This window comes from cyanobacterium endosymbiont of Epithemia clementina EcSB, assembly GCF_029919255.1.
Lineage (GTDB): Bacteria > Cyanobacteriota > Cyanobacteriia > Cyanobacteriales > Microcystaceae > Rippkaea.
On the sequence record NZ_CP123991.1, the window covers coordinates 3,007,761 to 3,025,859 of the forward strand.

Sequence of the window (18,099 nt, forward strand, 5' to 3'; positions counted from 1 at the left end):
TTATGCCACAAGATAGAGAAATTGGCTATTTACATTCTAATTTTATCGTCATCTTTTTAGACAAAGTTAGCGATAAAATATGGGAAGACAAAGGAAAACTAGGGAATTATTGTTGGAATTTGGTATCATCAATGGAATTAAAACAGCACAATCTTCCAACCCTTTCTGGATTAATTTATGGTACTTTCTAGGTGGTCAAAAAAGCTTAATCTTAATCGACAAGCTATCCGTAAGCGTATTCTCAATGATCCTTATTATCGATTCTGTTCCCTCGAAGAAGTTGCGATTGCAGTAGAATTAGGGATAACAATTGATGTTAATCAAGCAGGTGTGGATGATTGGTTGAGATTGCCTGGACTTTCCATTCACCAAGGGCGAACCCTAGTAGAGTTAGTTTCAATGGGGGTAGAGTTACTCTGTATTGAAGACTTAGCTGCTGCTTTAAGTATTCCAATACAACGTCTTAAACCCCTAGCTCCCATTCTCGTTTTCTCCTACCGTGATCCCCAAAATTTGTTAACGTCTCAAAGGATCAATATCAACTGCGCTACCTTGGAACAACTTCAAGATATCCCTGTTATTGATGCTAATTTTGCCCAAAACCTGATTAACAATCGTCGCGAGAACGGTTTTTATAAGAACTTCGCTGATTTACAACAACGATTAACCCTAACGGGATCGCTCATTTCCGAATTGATGCACTATTTACAATTCTGATTGATGCTGAAATTTATAATGTTCAATCCTCATCAATACTTTTGTTGAGATGGTATGTAAATTCCCTAAATACTCTAATATTTTGCAATTACTAACCCTCTAGTGGTAAATTGTTTAGTCCATTCGTCTCAAAGGTGGGCTCAAAATCATGGCAACTCCCAAGTCAAGTCTGTGGTTAGGTTTGGTTCCCATCCGTTGGTTGACTTATCATACTGAGTATGAGAAACCATATTTATTTGTGGGTCGCCAAAAAGTCAGGCTAGTGCAATCATAGGTTCTATTGTTATTATTTTACCTCTGAAAACAGAAAACTCCATTTAATCAATGAGGTTTTTTATCAAAATACTGGGGAACTGTTGTAGAATTCTTGATAAGATGGCGGATTGATTTATGCTTACAGGAAATGTTCTATTATCGCTACTAAGTAACTGAACAAGAATGTCAATAAAACTTCAGCTTTTAAAGGAAAATCACTCTTAAACTTAGATAAAAAATAGAGTCAATGAAATTTTAAAATACAGCTAAGCTGATATCTAAGCTTAGCTGTATCCTGATAATATACAAGAATTTCAAATACTTAATTCTTTTTTTTCTGTTTTAGAGAGGTAAAAAGATCAATGATTTGTTCAAGAAAAAAGTAATTAGCAACTTATAATGTATTTGTTATAGACTGATTTCACACTTTAGCTAAAAGATATTAGTTTTTATTGTTTAGTAACTCTTGACTAGATATAGAAGGACACTATTGAGATATAATTATTATGTATTATAAAAGGGCAGTAAAATATGTCAAGTTGGTGGAATGAAGCTGTATTTTATCAAGTTTGTCTTCGTAGTTTTCAAGACTCTAATGGAGACGGAATTGGAGATTTAAGGGGGTTAGTAGATCGTTTAGATTATTTACAAGAGTTGGGAATTAATGCCGTTTGGGTTACCCCATTTTATGAATCTCCCCACGTTGATTTTGGTTACGATGTGAGTAGTCATAAGGATATTGATAGCCGTTATGGAAATATGTCAGACTTTGAAGACTTAATTTCAGAAGCCAATAAACGTAACCTGAAAATTGTCGTCGATATCATATTAAACCATACCTCAGATCAACATCCTTTTTTCATTGAATCTCGTCGTTCTCGCACCTCTTCAAAACGAGATTGGTATATCTGGCGTGAAGGAAAACCAGATGGCAGTCCCCCTAATAATTGGGAAGGATTTGAGCTATCAACATGGACTTTTGACCCTAAAACTAATCAATATTATTATCATTTTCACTATCATGAACAACCTGATCTTAACTGGCGTAATCCAGCCGTTGTTGAAGAAATGTTTAGCATTTGTGATTTTTGGTTAAATAAGGGGGTGGCAGGACTGCGATTAGACGCCATTAATTATTTAGTTGAAGATCCTCAATTACTAGATAATCCTATCCTTGATAAGGTTCCTGATTACCTGCGTAATATTTATCAATTCAATCAAGATCCTATTCACACTATCAATCATCCTGACAACCATAAAATTTTAAAAAAACTACGTCATCATATCAAAAACAATCATAAAGATGACCCTTTATTAATCGGAGAAATTTGGGCTCCAAATTTTTATGAAATTAGGCGATTTTATGGAGAAAACGATGATGAAATTCAATTGCCTTTTAACTTTTTTTTAAGTACCCTCCCTCAAGGAAATGCTCACTATTTTCGAGAAATGATTGTGGAGTTTCAGCAAATTCTAGGAGATCTGCCAACTACTTTAGTTTTAAGTAACCATGACTTTGAACGAGCAACCAGTCGCTATGCCACAGAAGAAAATTCCGATGCAATGGCTAAATTGTTAGCTACTTTGTTGCTAACTCTACGAGGTATCCCGTTTATTTACTATGGAGAAGAATTAGGACTTCGAGACTGTCCTCCAGAAACCATCGAAGAAGTTCAAGACCCACGAGGTCGCATTCGTTGGCCAGACTATAAAGGTCGTGATGGCTGTCGCACTCCGATGCCATGGAATAGTCAACCTCAAGCGGGATTTACCACTGGTCAACCTTGGTATAAACTCAATCCAGATTATCGAACGCGGAATGTTGCTGTACAAACAGATGACCCTAATTCCGTCTTAAATCATTACAAAAACCTACTCAAATTACGGCGACATTGGCTTCCATTGAGTCTGGGTCAACTAACTATCTTAGAAGATGATCCTAAGATATTGGCATATGTAAGGTCTTACGAGGATCAAAATACTTTAATTGCGCTCAATATGTCGAATGATAGCACTCAATTTTCTTTAGCAAAATTACCCCATAAACAAAATTCATCATGGAAAATTCTCTTGTCTACTCATGTTCAATCAAAGGATAAAATCATTAAGGACATTGAGGAGACTTTGACGTTAAATCCTTTTGAAGGAATTGTTGTCGTTCCCATTTAACTCAAGAACTTGCGTTGAATTTAAATCTAGATGGAATGACAAAGCGACTGCTGAAAGCCTAACACCATTATGCACCAAATCATTTAACTTAACTTTAATGTGGAAGTCTCTTTGGTCAGTGTTGTAGTGGTTTTCAGCTGGATTTCAACGTAAATATAGTTTACTGTGTTTGTAGTTGCTACTTCTTTATTTCCTACTAACATGGACCGTTTAGCGATAATGTTATCTAGACTTTTCACAGCTAAGCTTCATGAATGTTCTCTCCCAACTTTTAAATCTCATAGATAGTTTATTTAACGTTGCCACCATTGTTGGGGAATTTATGAGCTTGGTATTCAATTACCCTATATCAGTCAATATTTCAAATTTAATTCTTCAATACAGTTTTCTATGCGATCTTTTTAGCTTAATTTTTTGTTGACTGACACTTGAACTTCTAATAATCGGTAATTTTACACAGAAGTGGTGAAGCGTTAGGAGCTACTTCATACTAAGGATAAGCTTCTTGATGAGCTAAAATCATGGCTTCTTATAAGGGTTAAATGCCAAGTTGTTTTTCTTCTTGGACAACAACTCTAACTTCTTTGTACCTAATTTTATTGTGAACTCTTTATTGGTCTGATTTATTAAGAGATGTAACTTGTTGATTTCTTCTTCTTGGTTGTCCCAAACTAGATGAATAAATGAAACTCACAACTCACCATAGAATTATAGTTTTGACCTATTGTACTTCCACATCTTTCAATCATATTGTCAAGTTCATCCGAAATGAGTCTCTCCGAAGTGGGAAAGTTAGCTTGTATCCAGCAGCTATACCTCAAAGTATTATTGCTTGTGAATTATAGATCATAGCGCCTACAATCCGATCGTCAAAGGAAATTAATCAAACGATACTGAAAAAGTAATTTCTCTTAATTAGAGAGCATTGTTAGACAAATGCAAATCATTCACGATTTATTTAAATACTCAAATTTTCTAATTTAAAAACTGTACTAACGTTTTTGCGTAGTGCTATAATTACTGGTGAGTAGCACTGTCCAAACGTTCTTCTTAACCAATGCTTAAAGCAATCCTCTTTGATCTGGATGGAACAATTGCCTATACTGACACAATTCACTTCTCGATATGGCAATCTTGGCTACAAAAATATGGGCTAAATATTGACTTATCTTTTTACCAGCAAAATATTAATGGCCGACACAACCAGGATTTTCTACGTCAATGGCTATCAGAACTTTCTGAAGAGGAAATTCAACAATTAAGTGAGGATAAAGAAGCCTATTTTCGGGAAATAGCACAAGACCAGTTGCGACCGCTTATAGGATTGTCCACTCTACTCGATTGGCTGAGGGATTGCCAGCTTAAATCGGCGGTTGTTACCAATGCCCCTCGTTCTAATGCTGATTTTATGCTAAAAGCTCTTAAACTCGATGACTTCTGGGAGACGGTTATCGTAGGGGAAGAGTTACCTAAAGCTAAACCAGACCCTTATCCTTACCAAGAAGCTTTACGGTGTTTGAACATTGCCCCCGATGAAGCCCTTGTTTTTGAAGACTCCCCTACTGGCATTTATTCTTCCGTAGGTGCGGGGATTTTTACTGTGGGCATTTCTACCACTCATTCGGACGAGGTATTATCCGAATGTGGTGCTAAATTAATCATCCATGATTTTAGTGATCCGCTATTAAAAACCATCGGAGTGTTGGACAATATCTAAATCACCATCTTCTCTGTCGGATGATTCCTTTGCTCCCCGTCTTTAATTTCTTTTTTTCTCTGATTTCTAAATCTGAAAACTCTCTACGGTAAATTTTCCGACAGGCTCATCACTTCTTCAGCCAAACACGTTGACTTATTTTATCGATGAATAACAAAATGACTCGACGAACTTTTATTTTCGGCACAATCGCAGTAGCTGCTGTTGTCAGTACTCAATTTTCCATCCAATAAAACAGCAATTCTAAATCAACAATCTCTATCCCAAGTCCATCTTAGAATTTAAAAAATCAAACTACCTATAAATAAACCGATATGCGGAATGCTTCTGCACAGCTCGAAAGTTTATACAGGTTTATCTAGTCTAACAGAGGTATCAGCGTAGACTGAACTAATGCTAAATCTAACTATAGTTAATATAAAGTAATATTCAGATAGGCAGAAATTTATGGTAAGTGACTATACACTGAGTATTTATCGTTCAGTTTGGAATTATGCCTTGAGAAAACGTAAAGATTACTTAGTACTTCGTAAATAAATCACTCGTCAATGTTTACTCTCTAAAATAGAAAATATATTATCCCTCTTAGCGTTTCTTATACTTATCATCACAAGCAATCTCAGAGTATAATCAGCAGCTAGGAAAACAAACAACATTCTCAAGACATTCTGTACTTATAAGTATCTTCGATCAAAGTAGACTTACTTAAAGTGGCAGAACTGTTGTTTATCCTTTGCGAGTCTGTAAAAAAACAGCATATTAAAATCATTATCTAGGGCATAAGTTCTATCAAACGATGATCATTGACTAGATTAGAAAATGTTTTTTTGCAATTTTTGAAAATAAATGCTGTTAACCGAGGAACAGGCTCAGAAGGCTGTTCGTATCTTTTATGGAAATGATTCAAGTCACAAAACACTTCAGTAAGATTAATACAGGACTTTGCATCCACAGCGCCAGATCTCAATAAATACTGCTTCTAGCATCAAATTACCGCTATTTAGAATTAACCACTTAGAACAACCTACAGGTAAAGCAGGGGAAGATAGATTATTTTCCACGTAAGTGGATTTAGACTCTTAGTGATTAGTTTCGATAACGAGATCATTTGTCAGTGGAACGGCAGACTTAGGCGGGGCAGGAGGCTTTGTTCCGGCATGAGGAGTAGAAGGACTAGGGGGGGTAAGTGCTCTTTGCCAAGCTCTGATTTGAGTTTGAGCCCCATGATAGGAAGTACTCTCAGCTGGAATGATGTGGGCAAGACTAATGGCCTCTTGGAACAAAGCTTTGCGAGCCTTATCTTCGGCAATAGACAACAGTTGATAACTCCATTGATTGAGGGCTTGTCGGCTTCGATTGCTGACCTGAGTAGAGCCGGGAATTTTACGAATGACCTCAATGGCTGATCCCAAGGCTTGAGATGTTCCTCCTTGGGCGATGAGATAAGCTTCTTGAAGATCTTTTTGAGCTTGAATTTCCTGTTGCCACTGGCCAATTTTATTTTGGGCTTCTCGAAAGAGAACTCGACCTCGACCAATTCGTCTAGCAGTCTGAATCGCGCCATTATAATTTTTGGAATTTCCTAAAAAGATAGCTTGATCAAGAATCGGTTGATCTTCTTGCTGTTGAATAATCGCACGCCACTGATGAATATTTCCTTGTGCCTCATCATAAAGAGTTCGGTTAAAATCAATCATATTAGCTTTAGTGATTGCTTTTTGTAAAGCTACAACAGTTCCCCCACGGGCTATATTTCGAGCTTGATCTAAAATTGGTTGATCTTCAACTCGTTGAACCTCCAGAACCCAGGCTTGAATTTTTTGACGTACTTCTTGGTAGCGAGGGTTGCCCGAAGGAATTAATTCGGCATAGGCAATGGCGGCATTTAAGTCGTTAACAGTTCCCCCACGGGCCAAGTTTTGAGCTTCTTTAAGACGGGTAACATCCTCTATTTCGAGCTGCCAACGATTAATTAAATCTTGGGCTTTTTGGTATAGAGAACGATCCGCGTCAATTACTTGGGCTGAAGTAATGGCCATTTCTAGACTTTCTAGCGTACCTATTTTTGCTTCCATACCTGCATTAGCCAAAGTTTTCCAATCATTAATCTCTTCTATTAGTAAAAGGCTCTGAGGGAGGCGATTAACTACCTCGAGGAGGGGTTGCCAACGACGAGCTTCGAATAACCCTTCAATATAATTGATTAGCTTGTTTTTAGCATTCTCAATTAAGTCTTGGGCTTCTCGGTGCGCGTAACTATCGTTAGAAATTTTTCGAGCATCAGCAATCGCTGCTAGCCAATTATCGACTCCTCCCCGATGGAATATCTGATAGGCTTTATTAAGTTTCCTGCTTTCTTCTTGGGCTAATTGAATTTGTTTAACAGTTGCATCGTATTCAGTTGTTGCCCAATATTTGTTTGGTAGACTCAGCAGTTTAACGGCTGAACGAAAAGCTTTATTCCATTCTGATTGTCGTAGCTTTTCTTCAACTTCAGCGAAAATTTCTTCTCCTTTTTGCCACAGTGATCGCCATTTTTCGATTCTTTCTTCAACAACGCCATAAACTTGAACGTGACTAGGAACTTTACGAGCGATAGTAATAGCCTCTTGGAGTTGTCCACTTTGAAATTTTTCTTCAGCGATATCGAGAATAGCGATCGCCCATTCCTCTACACTTCTGTTGATTTCGCTTCGCAGGGAATGATCTGAGGGTAAGGCTTCTACTAGATTAATTGCCTTGAGTAAGCTGTCTACGGTTCCTTGAGCTGCTTCAAGTTGAGCGCAATAGATCCGCATCGAGGCTGAGGCAATCGGCCAGAAAATACTAGTACACTGGGGAGATTTTGGCAATCTAAGTAACATAGAAGTGGCGGTAAATCCTACCATTCCCGACGCAAAAATAAGGGCAATTACCCATAGTTGCCAAGGTAATTTACCCAGGTTTAAAACAACTTTCTTTTTATCAGGAAATTCTTTGACTGCGATCAGCGGTTTAGTAGATTGATTCATAGCTCATAAAGACCATAATACCTTGATGTTTCCTCATCACCCACAAAGGTTTCGTTGGTCATTATCCCTAAATTCTTCTGAAGTGGCAAATCATAACTGAATAATCTTGAGAAATTCCGAGTCTCTGTCAAAACTTAGTAGTCTTTAGGGGATGATTCATTATAGATTAAGATCTGAGGTATCTTTCAAAAGATGCTGGCCTTTTGAGTATTTGTATTTATTGTATTGTGATTACAGTTTTACCCAATCATTTTGATTATGGCAGAAGAAACTACTCCTAACGCTAAACTGACAGCTAAAAAAAAGGGAAAACCCCCTGCTCTTGAAGATAAACCTTTTACTGAATTTATGGAGCAGCATTTCACCCCAACTTTGCACCAAAAATTGACTGAAACTGGACTGATTGATGTTGAATTGTCTTTTTCTCAGAAAAAATTAGCTATTCCTGGTGTTAATACTAACGAGCCATATTGGCAGGTTATTGGAACTTGGAATAATGGTCAACGTCAGTTCAACTTATACTTTTTAGAGGAAGATATTAGCGGCTCTAAAGCTTTTTCTTATGGGATTAATGGGCTTCCTCCAAGTACCATTGAATCGTTTATGATTGATGAACGAAAAGTAACTTTAGATTTAATGGTGTTGTATACTTTACAACGCCTTAACAGTCAAAAGTGGCTCACGCGTAATTAATTTTAATTCGTTTTAACTGGTAACTTGCTAGAGACAATTTCTAACAATATCTAAGGGCATAAACCTTGTATGCTCTTAGATATTGTTAATTTCTGAGGAAAGATTATATTAACAATAGGCCTGGCCATTAATCATAGATAAATCGCTTTATATTCTGTAGCTTATCAGCTAAGCCTAAAGACAGTTAGAGTGAGCAATCATTAAGAGTCATACCACCGCGTGTGTATGCAAAAGGCAAGGTTTTTAGCAATGTCAAATACCTTGATGCTGCCATATCTTGATCAAATTCAGATATCACTGAAGCATTGACTAGCTTAAACAACAACAAAATTTTTCCTGAATGTTTTTTTACAAACAGTTTCTCGAAAGAGATTATTTTTATTTTAGAGGTGTTACCCCATGGAATTTGTTTGCAGTCAAAGTGAACTTAACAGTAACCTTTCTCTAGTCAGTCGTGCTGTTCCCTCCCGTCCCACCCACCCTATATTAGGAAATGTATTAGTAGTGGTGGATGCCGACAAAGGACGAGTTAGCCTTACCGCTTTCGATCTTAGTTTAGGCATTGAAACCAGCTTTAGTGCTGATGTTAACCAAGGAGGAAAAATTGCCCTGCCAGCTAAACTGCTCAATGACCTTGTTTCACGACTTCCAGAAGGAAAAATTACCCTTATCACTAACAAAGATAATCTGGAGGACGACACTCAGTTAATTATCCTTAAATCCGCATCAGGACAGTTTCAACTACAGGCTATGAGTGCTGAAGAATTTCCCGAACTTCCTACCGTAGAAGGAGGAGACACCCTCAAATTACCTATCGCCATTTTAACTGAAGGGTTGAAAGGATCTTTATTTGCCGCCAGTAGTGATGAAGCTAAACAAGTTTTAACAGGAGTTCATGTTGCTGGAAATCTTGATGGTTTGGAATTTGCCGCCACTGATGGACACCGTTTAGCGGTTGTGAAAACCCCTCTACAAACTGAAATAGACGGAGAAGAAGAGGTACAAAGAATGCCTGAAGGAGACTTTGCAAGATTTGCAGTCACTATTCCTGCTAGGGCTTTACGGGAATTAGAGCGGATGTTTGCTAATCGTAAGAGTACAGATACAGTAGCCTTATATGTAGATGATGCTCAAATAGTGTTTGAATTGGGAGAACAACGACTCACCAGTCGTAAATTAGATGGAATATACCCCTCTTATAATCAACTAATTCCCCTTCAATTTGCACGGACAGTGAGTCTAGATCGAAAGCGATTTATAAGTAGTCTTGAACGGGTAGCTGTGTTGGCCGATCAAAGAAATAATTTAGTGAAATGTACGATTGATGAAGAAAAAGGGCAAGTATCGTTATCGGTAGAAGCACAGGGCTTGGGCAAGGCTAAGGAATCTATCCCGGCCCAAATTACTGGAGAAAGCGGCGATGTTGCTTTTAACGTTAAATATCTGATGGATGGACTCAAGGCGTTACCGACTAAGGAATTTCAAATGCAATTAAATGCAGGTAATCAACCCGTGATATTGACTCCTTTAGGGGGAATAAAAATGATTTATCTAGTGATGCCTGTACAGCTCATATAATAAACTGTTCATTCGAGAAATTAAAGTATTTGGAACTGTTTTGTTAACCTTTTTGCTCCATGTATTGCTTTTACTTAAGCTAAATGAAAAACTTATTACAATTAGGGGAAAAGAATAGTCTAATCTCGTCTTTTTTGTTTTTAAACAAGGAATACAATCCTAATTGTTGACGATTGCCATTTTAGGTGATCGTTAACCTTGTTGCACTTATAAAAGTTCCTTCATTAGCTTATCTTGTTCTAGCAATTGTTTCTTAACATTAAGATAAGTTGTCCTGTCCTAATTCAACGGTGTTTTCCTCCGCCATGATGGAATAGTTATATGATTGTCGTTGCTTCCTAGCGTCTAAAGAGACGATTAATAAAACCATAATTAATTTGAAAACGCTTTGCTCGCTTTTTATCTAAAAAGAAAACCGCTGTCATCAGACCTTAAAGCCAAGGCCAAGAACTTGAAAAAATTTTTAGAATTAAGATGGAATCTAGATGCAAACCTCGATTTCAGCGATGGCAGATCGAGGTAGTTTACGACATAGTTTAACCAGCCCGACGAATGTTGAAGATGACGTTAAAATAATCACTCCAAGATGTACCATCCTCGCAAGGCTGACTAAAATTTAGATCTAAGTCTAACTTTGTAATTTCTCTCAATCCTAATAGAATAAATATTCACAAATTAAGTAACATGGTGCAACTGTTCCCCAAAACTGAAGAAACTTCTTCCCAACTTAAGACAGAAACCGTTGTCTTAGACGTACACGGGATGAAATGTGCCGGATGCGTCAAAGCAGTAGAAAGGCAGTTGAGTAAACAGTCTGGGGTCATATCTGCTTGTGTCAACCTAATTACCGAAGTTGCCGTTGTTGAGTACGAATTGGGGGCAGTGCAACCCCAAGCTCTAGTTGACAAACTTACTAGCGTTGGCTTTCCTGCTAATTTAAGGAACTCCTCAAACCAAATCTTAAGTCTAACCCATTCAAATGGAGCTAAACGTAAGGAACAAAAAAAGCGAGAGTATAGATGGAAACTGATTACTGCTGCTGTTTTATTAGTATTTTCAGCGCTAGGACACCTGCAACACTTAGAAAATCTTACTATTCCCTTGATTAGTAATATCTGGTTCCATGGGGGGCTAGCCACTTTAGCCTTATCAATTCCTGGACGAGAGATTATTATCGATGGTTGGCGAGGATTACGTTACGGGATGGCTAATATGAATACCCTAGTGGGCTTAGGAACTGTAAGTGCCTATGTTGCCAGTTTGATCGCCTTGTTATTTCCCAATTTAGGGTGGGAATGTTTTTTTGATGAACCTGTCATGCTTTTGGGGTTTATTTTATTAGGGCGTACCTTAGAAGGACAGGCAAGAAACCGTGCCTCCGATGCCCTAGAAGCTTTAAGTGCTTTACAACCGTCTGTCGCCCGTTTAATCGGTGATCCCTTTACAGAAGATACTTCTAGCATCGAAATTCCTGTTGAACAAGTGCAGATGGGAGAATGGATACAGGTTCTCCCAGGAGAAAAGATTCCTGTTGACGGAGAAGTAGTGACAGGAGAAACCCTTATAAATGAATCTTTAGTCACAGGGGAGTCAGTACTGGTTCCTAAACAAGCTAAAGATAAAGTGATTGCCGGGACTCTTAACCAGTCAGGGGCGATCACCATCAAAACAACCCACGTCGGAAACGATACCACCTTAGCCAGGATTATTGCCTCTGTTGAAGATGCCCAAACTCGCAAAGCTCCCATTCAAAAATTTGCTGATACAGTTGCTGGCTATTTTGCCTATGGGGTGATGATGATCGCCTTACTGACTTTAGTATTTTGGTTAGGGGTCGGAACAAAAATCTATCCTCAGGTCTTAGAAATGACCAGTCATAGCCACTCAATAGGAGTTCAAGAGGCAGAAGTTTCCCTCTTGTCATCTTCTCTTTCTCTCTCCTCTTCCCCCATATTGTTAAGTGTGAAGTTAGCGATCACTGTTTTAGTAGTAGCTTGCCCCTGTGCTTTGGGGTTAGCGACTCCCACCGCCATTTTAGTAGGAACAGGGATCGGAGCCGAACGGGGGTTATTAATCAAAGGAGGAGATGTCTTGGAAAAGGTGCATCAACTTGATGCTATTGTGTTTGATAAAACAGGAACTTTAACTCTTGGATGTCCGAGGGTAACCGACTGTATCCCTCTAACCCAGATTAGCTCTCAAAGGCTGCTGCAATTGGCTGCAACGGTTGAAAGTGGCACTAATCATCCCCTAGCGATTGCTATTTTAGAAGAGGCTCAACGTCAGAAATTACTTCTCCTAAAGGCTGAGCATTTCCAAACCCAAGCAGGACTAGGGGTAAGTGCAATAGTTGAAGGCAAATCAGTTTTATTAGGTCATAAAGACTGGTTGAAAGAACAGGGTATTGTCTTACACGATGGACGAGCCTTAATCAAAGAAAATAAAACCTTAGTTTATGTAGTACTTGAGAAGGAAGTGCAGGGAGTTATCGTCCTCGAAGATACCTTGCGTCCTGATGCCAAAGAAACCATAACCCGTCTCCAAGAAAAGGGACTAGAGGTTATTTTAGTAACAGGCGACCACCAAATTGTTGCCGAGTCCATCGCCCAAGAACTAGGCATTAATCAAGTGTTTGCCCAAGTTCGACCTGCTGAAAAAGCTACCATCATCCGATCCCTTCAACAACAGAAGACCAAAGCTAAAATATCCTCCCTTTTAGCATCTCACCCCGGATTCAAAAAAGTTGCTATGGTTGGAGACGGTATTAACGACGCTCCAGCATTGGCCCAAGCAGACTTAGGAGTGTCCTTGCAAGGAGCTACGGAAGTGGCTTTAGATACAGCAGATATTGTCTTGATGGGAACACATTTATTATCGGTGGTTCAAGCCATAGACCTAAGTTTAGCGACCTTCAATAAAATCCGTCAAAATCTCTTTTGGGCTTTAGGATATAACGTTATAGCTATTCCAATTGCTGCAGGTATCTTACTACCAACCCTGGGGTTCAGTGTTAGTCCAGCTTTAGCAGGAGGGTTAATGGCTTGTAGTTCCATTACCGTAGTCACCAACTCTCTGTTATTGCGTCGTCAATTTCCGAATAAATCCAAGTAATAACTGGGATTACAAGAAAAATTCGCGTCAAGCTATCCAAAACAGATGAAGTTTCCCCCCCGAATTTTTTATTGCTTTTGATATTATTGATAATAATTAATTTGCAGCAGAGGCAATTAAATTCCATTGTTGATGTTGACTGATTATTTCCTGAATCTGTCCAAATCGTTGTTGACAATGGTTAGTAACTTGTAAGGGTAATTCGTCATTTTTGATCACCCAAGTAATAGGGATCTCACCAATCTTTGCTTTAGTGCTATCAATAAGAATTTCCACTGTCACTAATTTGGAGAAAACTACCTCGCCTGGAATTTCCCGTGCCATCATATAATCAGTTGCATGGTAAACTGATTCAAATCCACACGATTGTAAAATCTTGTTGATTGCTTGAGGGAGTTGCTCCAAAGGCAAATTAACCAGATAAGAAGAAGTATATCGAGCCATAAATCCAAAATTCCTAATTCAATAATAGATTGATTCAAACTGTTGCCTGTCATCTTAATGAGTATCAACCCTTTTCAGCAACTAATCGGACAGTCTCAAGCCGTTGAATTGTTAGAACAAGTAATCGCCAAAAATCGGATTGCTCCAGCATATCTGTTTACCGGTCCTGTTGGTGTTGGACGTAGTTTAGGGGCTAAATGTTTCAGCGAAGCTTTGCTATGCGTAAACATTGCTCCTGAACAACAAGTATTAGTTCAAAAACGCATCAGAGAAAGAAATCATCCTGATTTATTATGGGTAGAACCGACTTATCAATATCAAGGTCAATTAATTACAGTTCAAGAAGCTAAAAATTTAGGAATAACCCGCAAAGTTCCTCCACAAATTCGGATTGAGCAGATCAGAGAAGTTACTAGATTTCTTAGCCATCCTCCCCTAGAAGCTTCTCGATCTTTAGTCATTATCGAAGATGCTCAAACTATGACAGAAGCAGCTGCTAATGGATTATTAAAAACTTTAGAAGAACCAGGACAAGCCACTTTAATTCTATTAGCTATTAATATAAATGATCTTATTCCAACTTTAATATCCCGTTGTCAGAAAATTCCTTTTCATAGTCTGTCTTTTGAAGATTTAATTAAGGTTTTTAAAGAGCAAAAAAACGAAGTAATTTTAAAAAATGAAGAGATAATATCTTTTGCACAAGGAAGTCCAGGAGAAGCAATTTTTGCTACTCAACAATTAGATAATATTCCAAAAGAATTGTATCAAAAAATAAAAAAAATACCTTCTGGTCAGATAGAAGCATTAGAATTGTCAAAAATAATTGCTCAAAAATTAGACATTCAAACTCAACTATGGCTAATTAAATATCTGCAATATTATTATTGGACAAGATTAAAAAACAAAAAAATATTAGAGATTTTAGAAAAATCTCGTCTTTATCTTTTGAGTTATGTACAATCTCAATTGGTTTGGGAATGTTTATTATTAGAAATACTTTCCGTATACTCCTAAATAAACTACTATAAAATCCTGTCCATTCACCTTTTGTGTTACTTTTTTAAACAAAAAATTGAAAAAGTAAGACTTCAAAAATCTAAAACCTGAGCAATACTTATGTGTTGTTGTAACTAAATGTAAATACTCTAACTACAAGAAGCTGATTCACTATAACCAAGTACAAAAAACTTATAGAATAAAGACATAATCAATCATTATTACAATTAAGGCAACTTGACCGACAATTCCTTTAATAAAGATTAAACTAAATTGCTAAGTCATTTAGCAATTTAGTTCGAGTCATCAAAATCTGATAACGAACTTGATGAATTGTTAAGTTGATTTGATTCAGAACTTTCACAATCGACAACTCATTCTCTGTCAACCTCTTTATCTTTAACCTAATGATCAGCAAATAAAATTAGCAAAATTTCTAAGGGCAATCCTGCTAGCATTTCAAAAAAAACTGAGAACATTAAAAGCCAACTATCATTTATCTCTGACGCCTACTTAGAGTCAGTTTTGTTAAAAAAATTTCCTATTAAGATGGAAATTTCTAAACAGAATTTTTGAGTTAGTTAAAATCTAACCTTGATTGCGCTTCGGATTACGACTATTAACTTCCCATCTTAGAAAAATCTGCTTCCTCTTTACTCTTAGTTTGATTTAATGCTTAGCTTTGCTACTCAATAAACACCCTTGTGCTCCTTCAAGTTAGCTGTCTTTATCGATACCCCCATTAATTTATCCCTTAAATTTTAAAAGTCACAGACAGTCGAAGAGATTATAGAAATAAGTCCTTTTCAGGACTTGGATGATGATTTCAAAGGCTTAGAAGCTATCCTTCAACAAGCTAATCGCACCCTGAAAACAACTCCCAGCGTTGCCATAAGTTAAACAAAATAATTAACCGTACGCACAGACTAAGATATTTGGGCAAAGTATGTAGGTTTTTGTTAAAAAAGTTGACAACCTCAGTAATTTAATCGGGGAATTATTGATGATGAAATAAAATCGCCTTGAACAGACTCAAGAACAACTGCGAAGATTGTAAAAATGTATCCTTCAATCAAGTTCAAAACCTGAGTGATGTAAGAAGACGAATACAGAGTCTGTCATCTCAACAAACCCTTCTCGAAGACGCAGTACTAGTTGCACGGCATTAAGGCTATCCTTTTGGGTCAAGATGGATATCGATAAAATCTCAAAGAATAACAATGAGCTAAGGAAAAGATAATGACAAAGAAAAAAACTAGATGTCTTGGAAATAAATTAGTTTGCCGGTTTCTATCTAGTTTTCCAAAAAATGATAAAACTGATTATACTTGATTTGAAAGTCGACTTCTAAGATTTAATTCGTTGTTGATAAAACCGAACAAATTTTCCAAAATCTGCGCCAAGCAATCATCTAGTTACAAGAGAAAATGATCACATTCCAAATAGTTCTCCTTACCCAAACGGTCAAGTGTCTGCCCCTTACCGTTCACGAGCTCTACTTTTTGAAAAAACAAGCTAAATTAGCAGTATAGAAGGGGACAGTTTCAGTAGATATGATGATGTTCTAAGGTCGTCATAATCCTATGATTCACTTGGTCAACAATATCATAAACTACGTCGTTGAAAAACTTGAAAGAGATGTCTTCTAAAAAAATGTCCCAAAGCTCGTGAAGAAGATTCTCTAGAAGTTACTTAAATAAATAGAACAAATGGCAAAACAAGATTGGTTAGTAACAGAAAATGGTAATTGTTTAGGGTTTGATTCTCCTAGAGAATGGGATTTGTTATCCAACACCAATCCCTATCGATTATATCGATTTTTGGAGGAACTCGAAGATATTCTCAATCAAGGAGAAATGACAAACCAAAAGGAAAAGGATTTGCTAAAGTCTATCCGTCGAGTGGTTAGAAAGTTGATTCTTAATGTCTATTGGGTGACAACTACCATTCCTGACCCGTCCCCCCAAACAGGTACTGCGTTATCATTACTCTACGATGAACCTGGATTTTCTCTAACGCTTCAGACCGAAATTATGTTGTCAGGAACTACCACCTCCATTCATAATCATGGGACTTGGGGGGTAGTAGCTACTTTGGGAGGACGGCAAAAAAATAGTTTCTGGAAACGATTGCCAACTTTAGAGGTTTCCGATAAACTTCAAAAAGTTGGGGAAAAAATACTTAACCCAGGAGACATTATTAGTTTCACTAGCAATGCAATTCATCAGGTAGAAGCCATAGGAGATGAACCAACTTTTACTTTAAATCTTTATGGCGAAACTCTATCCAATCGTTTTAATTTTGATCCGATTACTTATCAAGCACATAAATTTTAACTCACATAAAAATATTTATGATAAATTCATGATTATTGACTATGCTAATTAATCAAGTAGCTCTAAATAAACTTTAAAAAATATTTTTTAAAATTTATTTAGAGCTACTTGGAATTTAATTTATGTTGTTTTAATTCACATTGTTTATATCAACTCCTTTGAATAGAACTTTGTTTAACTGTCTGAGCTAAATTATATTGACTTTTGAACATCTTCCCTACTATTACATTTAGGTATAGACTCTAAGTTAGTGGAAAAGATAAATATAATCCTTTTTATTCTCATTATTTTAAATTTACTTTAAATAAACTACTTAGATAAATATAATAACTATCCAAAATAATTTGGGTAGTTATTATATTTGTTAATACTTTTTTGATCAATAAGTTTTATATTTTCTTCCTTCCAAATTCTTTGTCTTACAATTTTTGGATAAGATCATAATCTTTCTATTATTCTAAAATTTCATCTATAGATTGTTTTTCTTATTATATTTTTTAAAAGTTTTACTAAATTAATTGTTTTTAAACTTTATGTCCTTTGATATTTAAACATAATAGTGTTGCTCTAGTTCTGGAAGAATTTTTTGTTATAAGTTAACTTCAATAGAGAAATCAAAAGAAATTAGTCAAGTACTATCAAAGTTTTTGAAAACAACTTTCCATAAATTAATAACCACTTTAAGGGTATCATTACATTACCTTAATTACTGTTGTAATAACAAGATTAGCAATAAATAAAAGAAAAAAGAATTAAGAATTTAAAGAAAATTAGATTTTAGTTAAATTAATAGGAATCAATATATTATTAATTTTTCTGTAATTAATTAAGTCTAAATTTTTAATTTAGGTTTTAATTCTCAATTCTTAAATTTAAAATAGTTTTGTTGAACATGAATTTTAAAAATAAGACCTGAGAAAACTACAGAGAACACTCTTGATTTTGTTGAAGAAAAATCGTTATATATAATTTAAAATTTAAACTAACTTTTTAACTATTTTTATAAAAGATTTTTGAAATAGATATAGTGTAATTATACAAATTATAAAATTTTAAATTTTTATTTATT

General features: G+C 36.4%; 13 protein-coding genes. 11 read left to right on the forward strand and 2 right to left on the reverse strand.

The window, feature by feature from the left end:
• The first annotated feature begins 2 nt into the window (after positions 1-2).
• From P3F56_RS10060 to P3F56_RS10080, 5 genes are all read left to right on the forward strand, one after another.
• Positions 3-191 carry a hypothetical protein gene (locus P3F56_RS10060; protein WP_281152708.1) on the forward strand — a complete coding sequence of 63 codons (189 nt, stop codon included), beginning with the start codon at positions 3-5 and terminating at the stop codon, positions 189-191.
• Positions 178-717 carry a ComEA family DNA-binding protein gene (locus P3F56_RS10065; RefSeq protein ID WP_281152709.1) on the forward strand — a complete coding sequence of 180 codons (540 nt, stop codon included), beginning with the start codon at positions 178-180 and terminating at the stop codon, positions 715-717. The genes P3F56_RS10060 and P3F56_RS10065 overlap by 14 nt, the downstream gene beginning before the upstream one ends.
• A 148-nt stretch (positions 718-865) precedes the next feature.
• Positions 866-991 carry a hypothetical protein gene (locus P3F56_RS10070; protein WP_281152710.1) on the forward strand — a complete coding sequence of 42 codons (126 nt, stop codon included), beginning with the start codon at positions 866-868 and terminating at the stop codon, positions 989-991.
• A gap of 512 nt (positions 992-1,503) precedes the next feature.
• On the forward strand, positions 1,504-3,141 hold the full coding sequence (locus P3F56_RS10075; RefSeq protein WP_281152711.1) for an alpha-amylase family glycosyl hydrolase: 1,638 nt from the start codon (positions 1,504-1,506) through the stop codon (positions 3,139-3,141).
• A 1,057-nt stretch (positions 3,142-4,198) separates the two neighbouring features.
• Positions 4,199-4,858 (forward strand): HAD family hydrolase, encoded by a 660-nt coding sequence (locus P3F56_RS10080; RefSeq protein ID WP_281152712.1) that lies wholly within the window; start codon positions 4,199-4,201, stop codon positions 4,856-4,858.
• A 1,079-nt stretch (positions 4,859-5,937) separates the two neighbouring features.
• Here P3F56_RS10080 and P3F56_RS10085 read toward each other — a convergent pair.
• Complete coding sequence (locus tag P3F56_RS10085) at positions 5,938-7,869, reverse strand: chromosome segregation ATPase (protein ID WP_281152713.1); 1,932 nt, start codon at positions 7,867-7,869, stop codon at positions 5,938-5,940.
• A gap of 258 nt (positions 7,870-8,127) precedes the next feature.
• Here P3F56_RS10085 and P3F56_RS10090 point away from each other — a divergent pair, with 258 nt between their 5' ends.
• The 4 genes from P3F56_RS10090 to P3F56_RS10105 all read left to right on the forward strand — a co-directional run bounded on the left by P3F56_RS10090 (position 8,128) and on the right by P3F56_RS10105 (position 13,251).
• Positions 8,128-8,562: a DUF2996 domain-containing protein gene (locus P3F56_RS10090; RefSeq protein WP_281152714.1), complete on the forward strand. Its 435-nt coding sequence runs from the start codon at positions 8,128-8,130 to the stop codon at positions 8,560-8,562.
• 399 nt (positions 8,563-8,961) lie between these two features.
• Entirely contained in the window at positions 8,962-10,140 is a 1,179-nt protein-coding gene (gene dnaN, locus P3F56_RS10095) for a DNA polymerase III subunit beta (RefSeq protein WP_281152715.1), read from the forward strand.
• 485 nt (positions 10,141-10,625) lie between these two features.
• The gene (locus P3F56_RS10100; protein ID WP_281152716.1) at positions 10,626-10,760 is read left to right on the forward strand and encodes a hypothetical protein; all 135 of its coding nucleotides are present in this window, start codon (positions 10,626-10,628) and stop codon (positions 10,758-10,760) included.
• 64 nt (positions 10,761-10,824) lie between these two features.
• Positions 10,825-13,251: a heavy metal translocating P-type ATPase gene (locus P3F56_RS10105; protein ID WP_281152717.1), complete on the forward strand. Its 2,427-nt coding sequence runs from the start codon at positions 10,825-10,827 to the stop codon at positions 13,249-13,251.
• 96 nt (positions 13,252-13,347) lie between these two features.
• Here the strand turns inward: P3F56_RS10105 and P3F56_RS10110 are convergent, their stop codons facing one another.
• A complete protein-coding gene (locus tag P3F56_RS10110) occupies positions 13,348-13,695 on the reverse strand; it encodes a hypothetical protein (RefSeq protein WP_281152718.1) in 348 nt (115 codons plus the stop codon).
• A 57-nt stretch (positions 13,696-13,752) separates the two neighbouring features.
• Here P3F56_RS10110 and P3F56_RS10115 point away from each other — a divergent pair, with 57 nt between their 5' ends.
• Positions 13,753-14,712: a DNA polymerase III subunit delta' gene (locus P3F56_RS10115; RefSeq protein WP_281152719.1), complete on the forward strand. Its 960-nt coding sequence runs from the start codon at positions 13,753-13,755 to the stop codon at positions 14,710-14,712.
• 1,691 nt (positions 14,713-16,403) lie between these two features.
• Positions 16,404-17,030 carry a cysteine dioxygenase family protein gene (locus P3F56_RS10120; RefSeq protein ID WP_281152720.1) on the forward strand — a complete coding sequence of 209 codons (627 nt, stop codon included), beginning with the start codon at positions 16,404-16,406 and terminating at the stop codon, positions 17,028-17,030.
• Positions 17,031-18,099: the final 1,069 nt, after the last annotated feature.

Excerpts from the sequence above, each read along its gene's own strand:
- P3F56_RS10065 (WP_281152709.1), top strand. The coding sequence starts at position 178 with ATGGTACTTTCTAGGTGGTCAAAAAAGCTTAATCTTAATCGACAAGCT.
- dnaN (WP_281152715.1), top strand. The coding sequence starts at position 8,962 with ATGGAATTTGTTTGCAGTCAAAGTGAACTTAACAGTAACCTTTCTCTA.
- P3F56_RS10085 (WP_281152713.1), bottom strand. The coding sequence starts at position 7,869 with ATGAATCAATCTACTAAACCGCTGATCGCAGTCAAAGAATTTCCTGAT.
- P3F56_RS10115 (WP_281152719.1), top strand. The coding sequence starts at position 13,753 with ATGAGTATCAACCCTTTTCAGCAACTAATCGGACAGTCTCAAGCCGTT.
- P3F56_RS10080 (WP_281152712.1), top strand. The coding sequence starts at position 4,199 with ATGCTTAAAGCAATCCTCTTTGATCTGGATGGAACAATTGCCTATACT.
- P3F56_RS10110 (WP_281152718.1), bottom strand. The coding sequence starts at position 13,695 with ATGGCTCGATATACTTCTTCTTATCTGGTTAATTTGCCTTTGGAGCAA.
- P3F56_RS10105 (WP_281152717.1), top strand. The coding sequence starts at position 10,825 with ATGGTGCAACTGTTCCCCAAAACTGAAGAAACTTCTTCCCAACTTAAG.
- P3F56_RS10090 (WP_281152714.1), top strand. The coding sequence starts at position 8,128 with ATGGCAGAAGAAACTACTCCTAACGCTAAACTGACAGCTAAAAAAAAG.
- P3F56_RS10070 (WP_281152710.1), top strand. The coding sequence starts at position 866 with ATGGCAACTCCCAAGTCAAGTCTGTGGTTAGGTTTGGTTCCCATCCGT.
- P3F56_RS10060 (WP_281152708.1), top strand. The coding sequence starts at position 3 with ATGCCACAAGATAGAGAAATTGGCTATTTACATTCTAATTTTATCGTC.
- P3F56_RS10120 (WP_281152720.1), top strand. The coding sequence starts at position 16,404 with ATGGCAAAACAAGATTGGTTAGTAACAGAAAATGGTAATTGTTTAGGG.
- P3F56_RS10075 (WP_281152711.1), top strand. The coding sequence starts at position 1,504 with ATGTCAAGTTGGTGGAATGAAGCTGTATTTTATCAAGTTTGTCTTCGT.
- P3F56_RS10100 (WP_281152716.1), top strand. The coding sequence starts at position 10,626 with ATGCAAACCTCGATTTCAGCGATGGCAGATCGAGGTAGTTTACGACAT.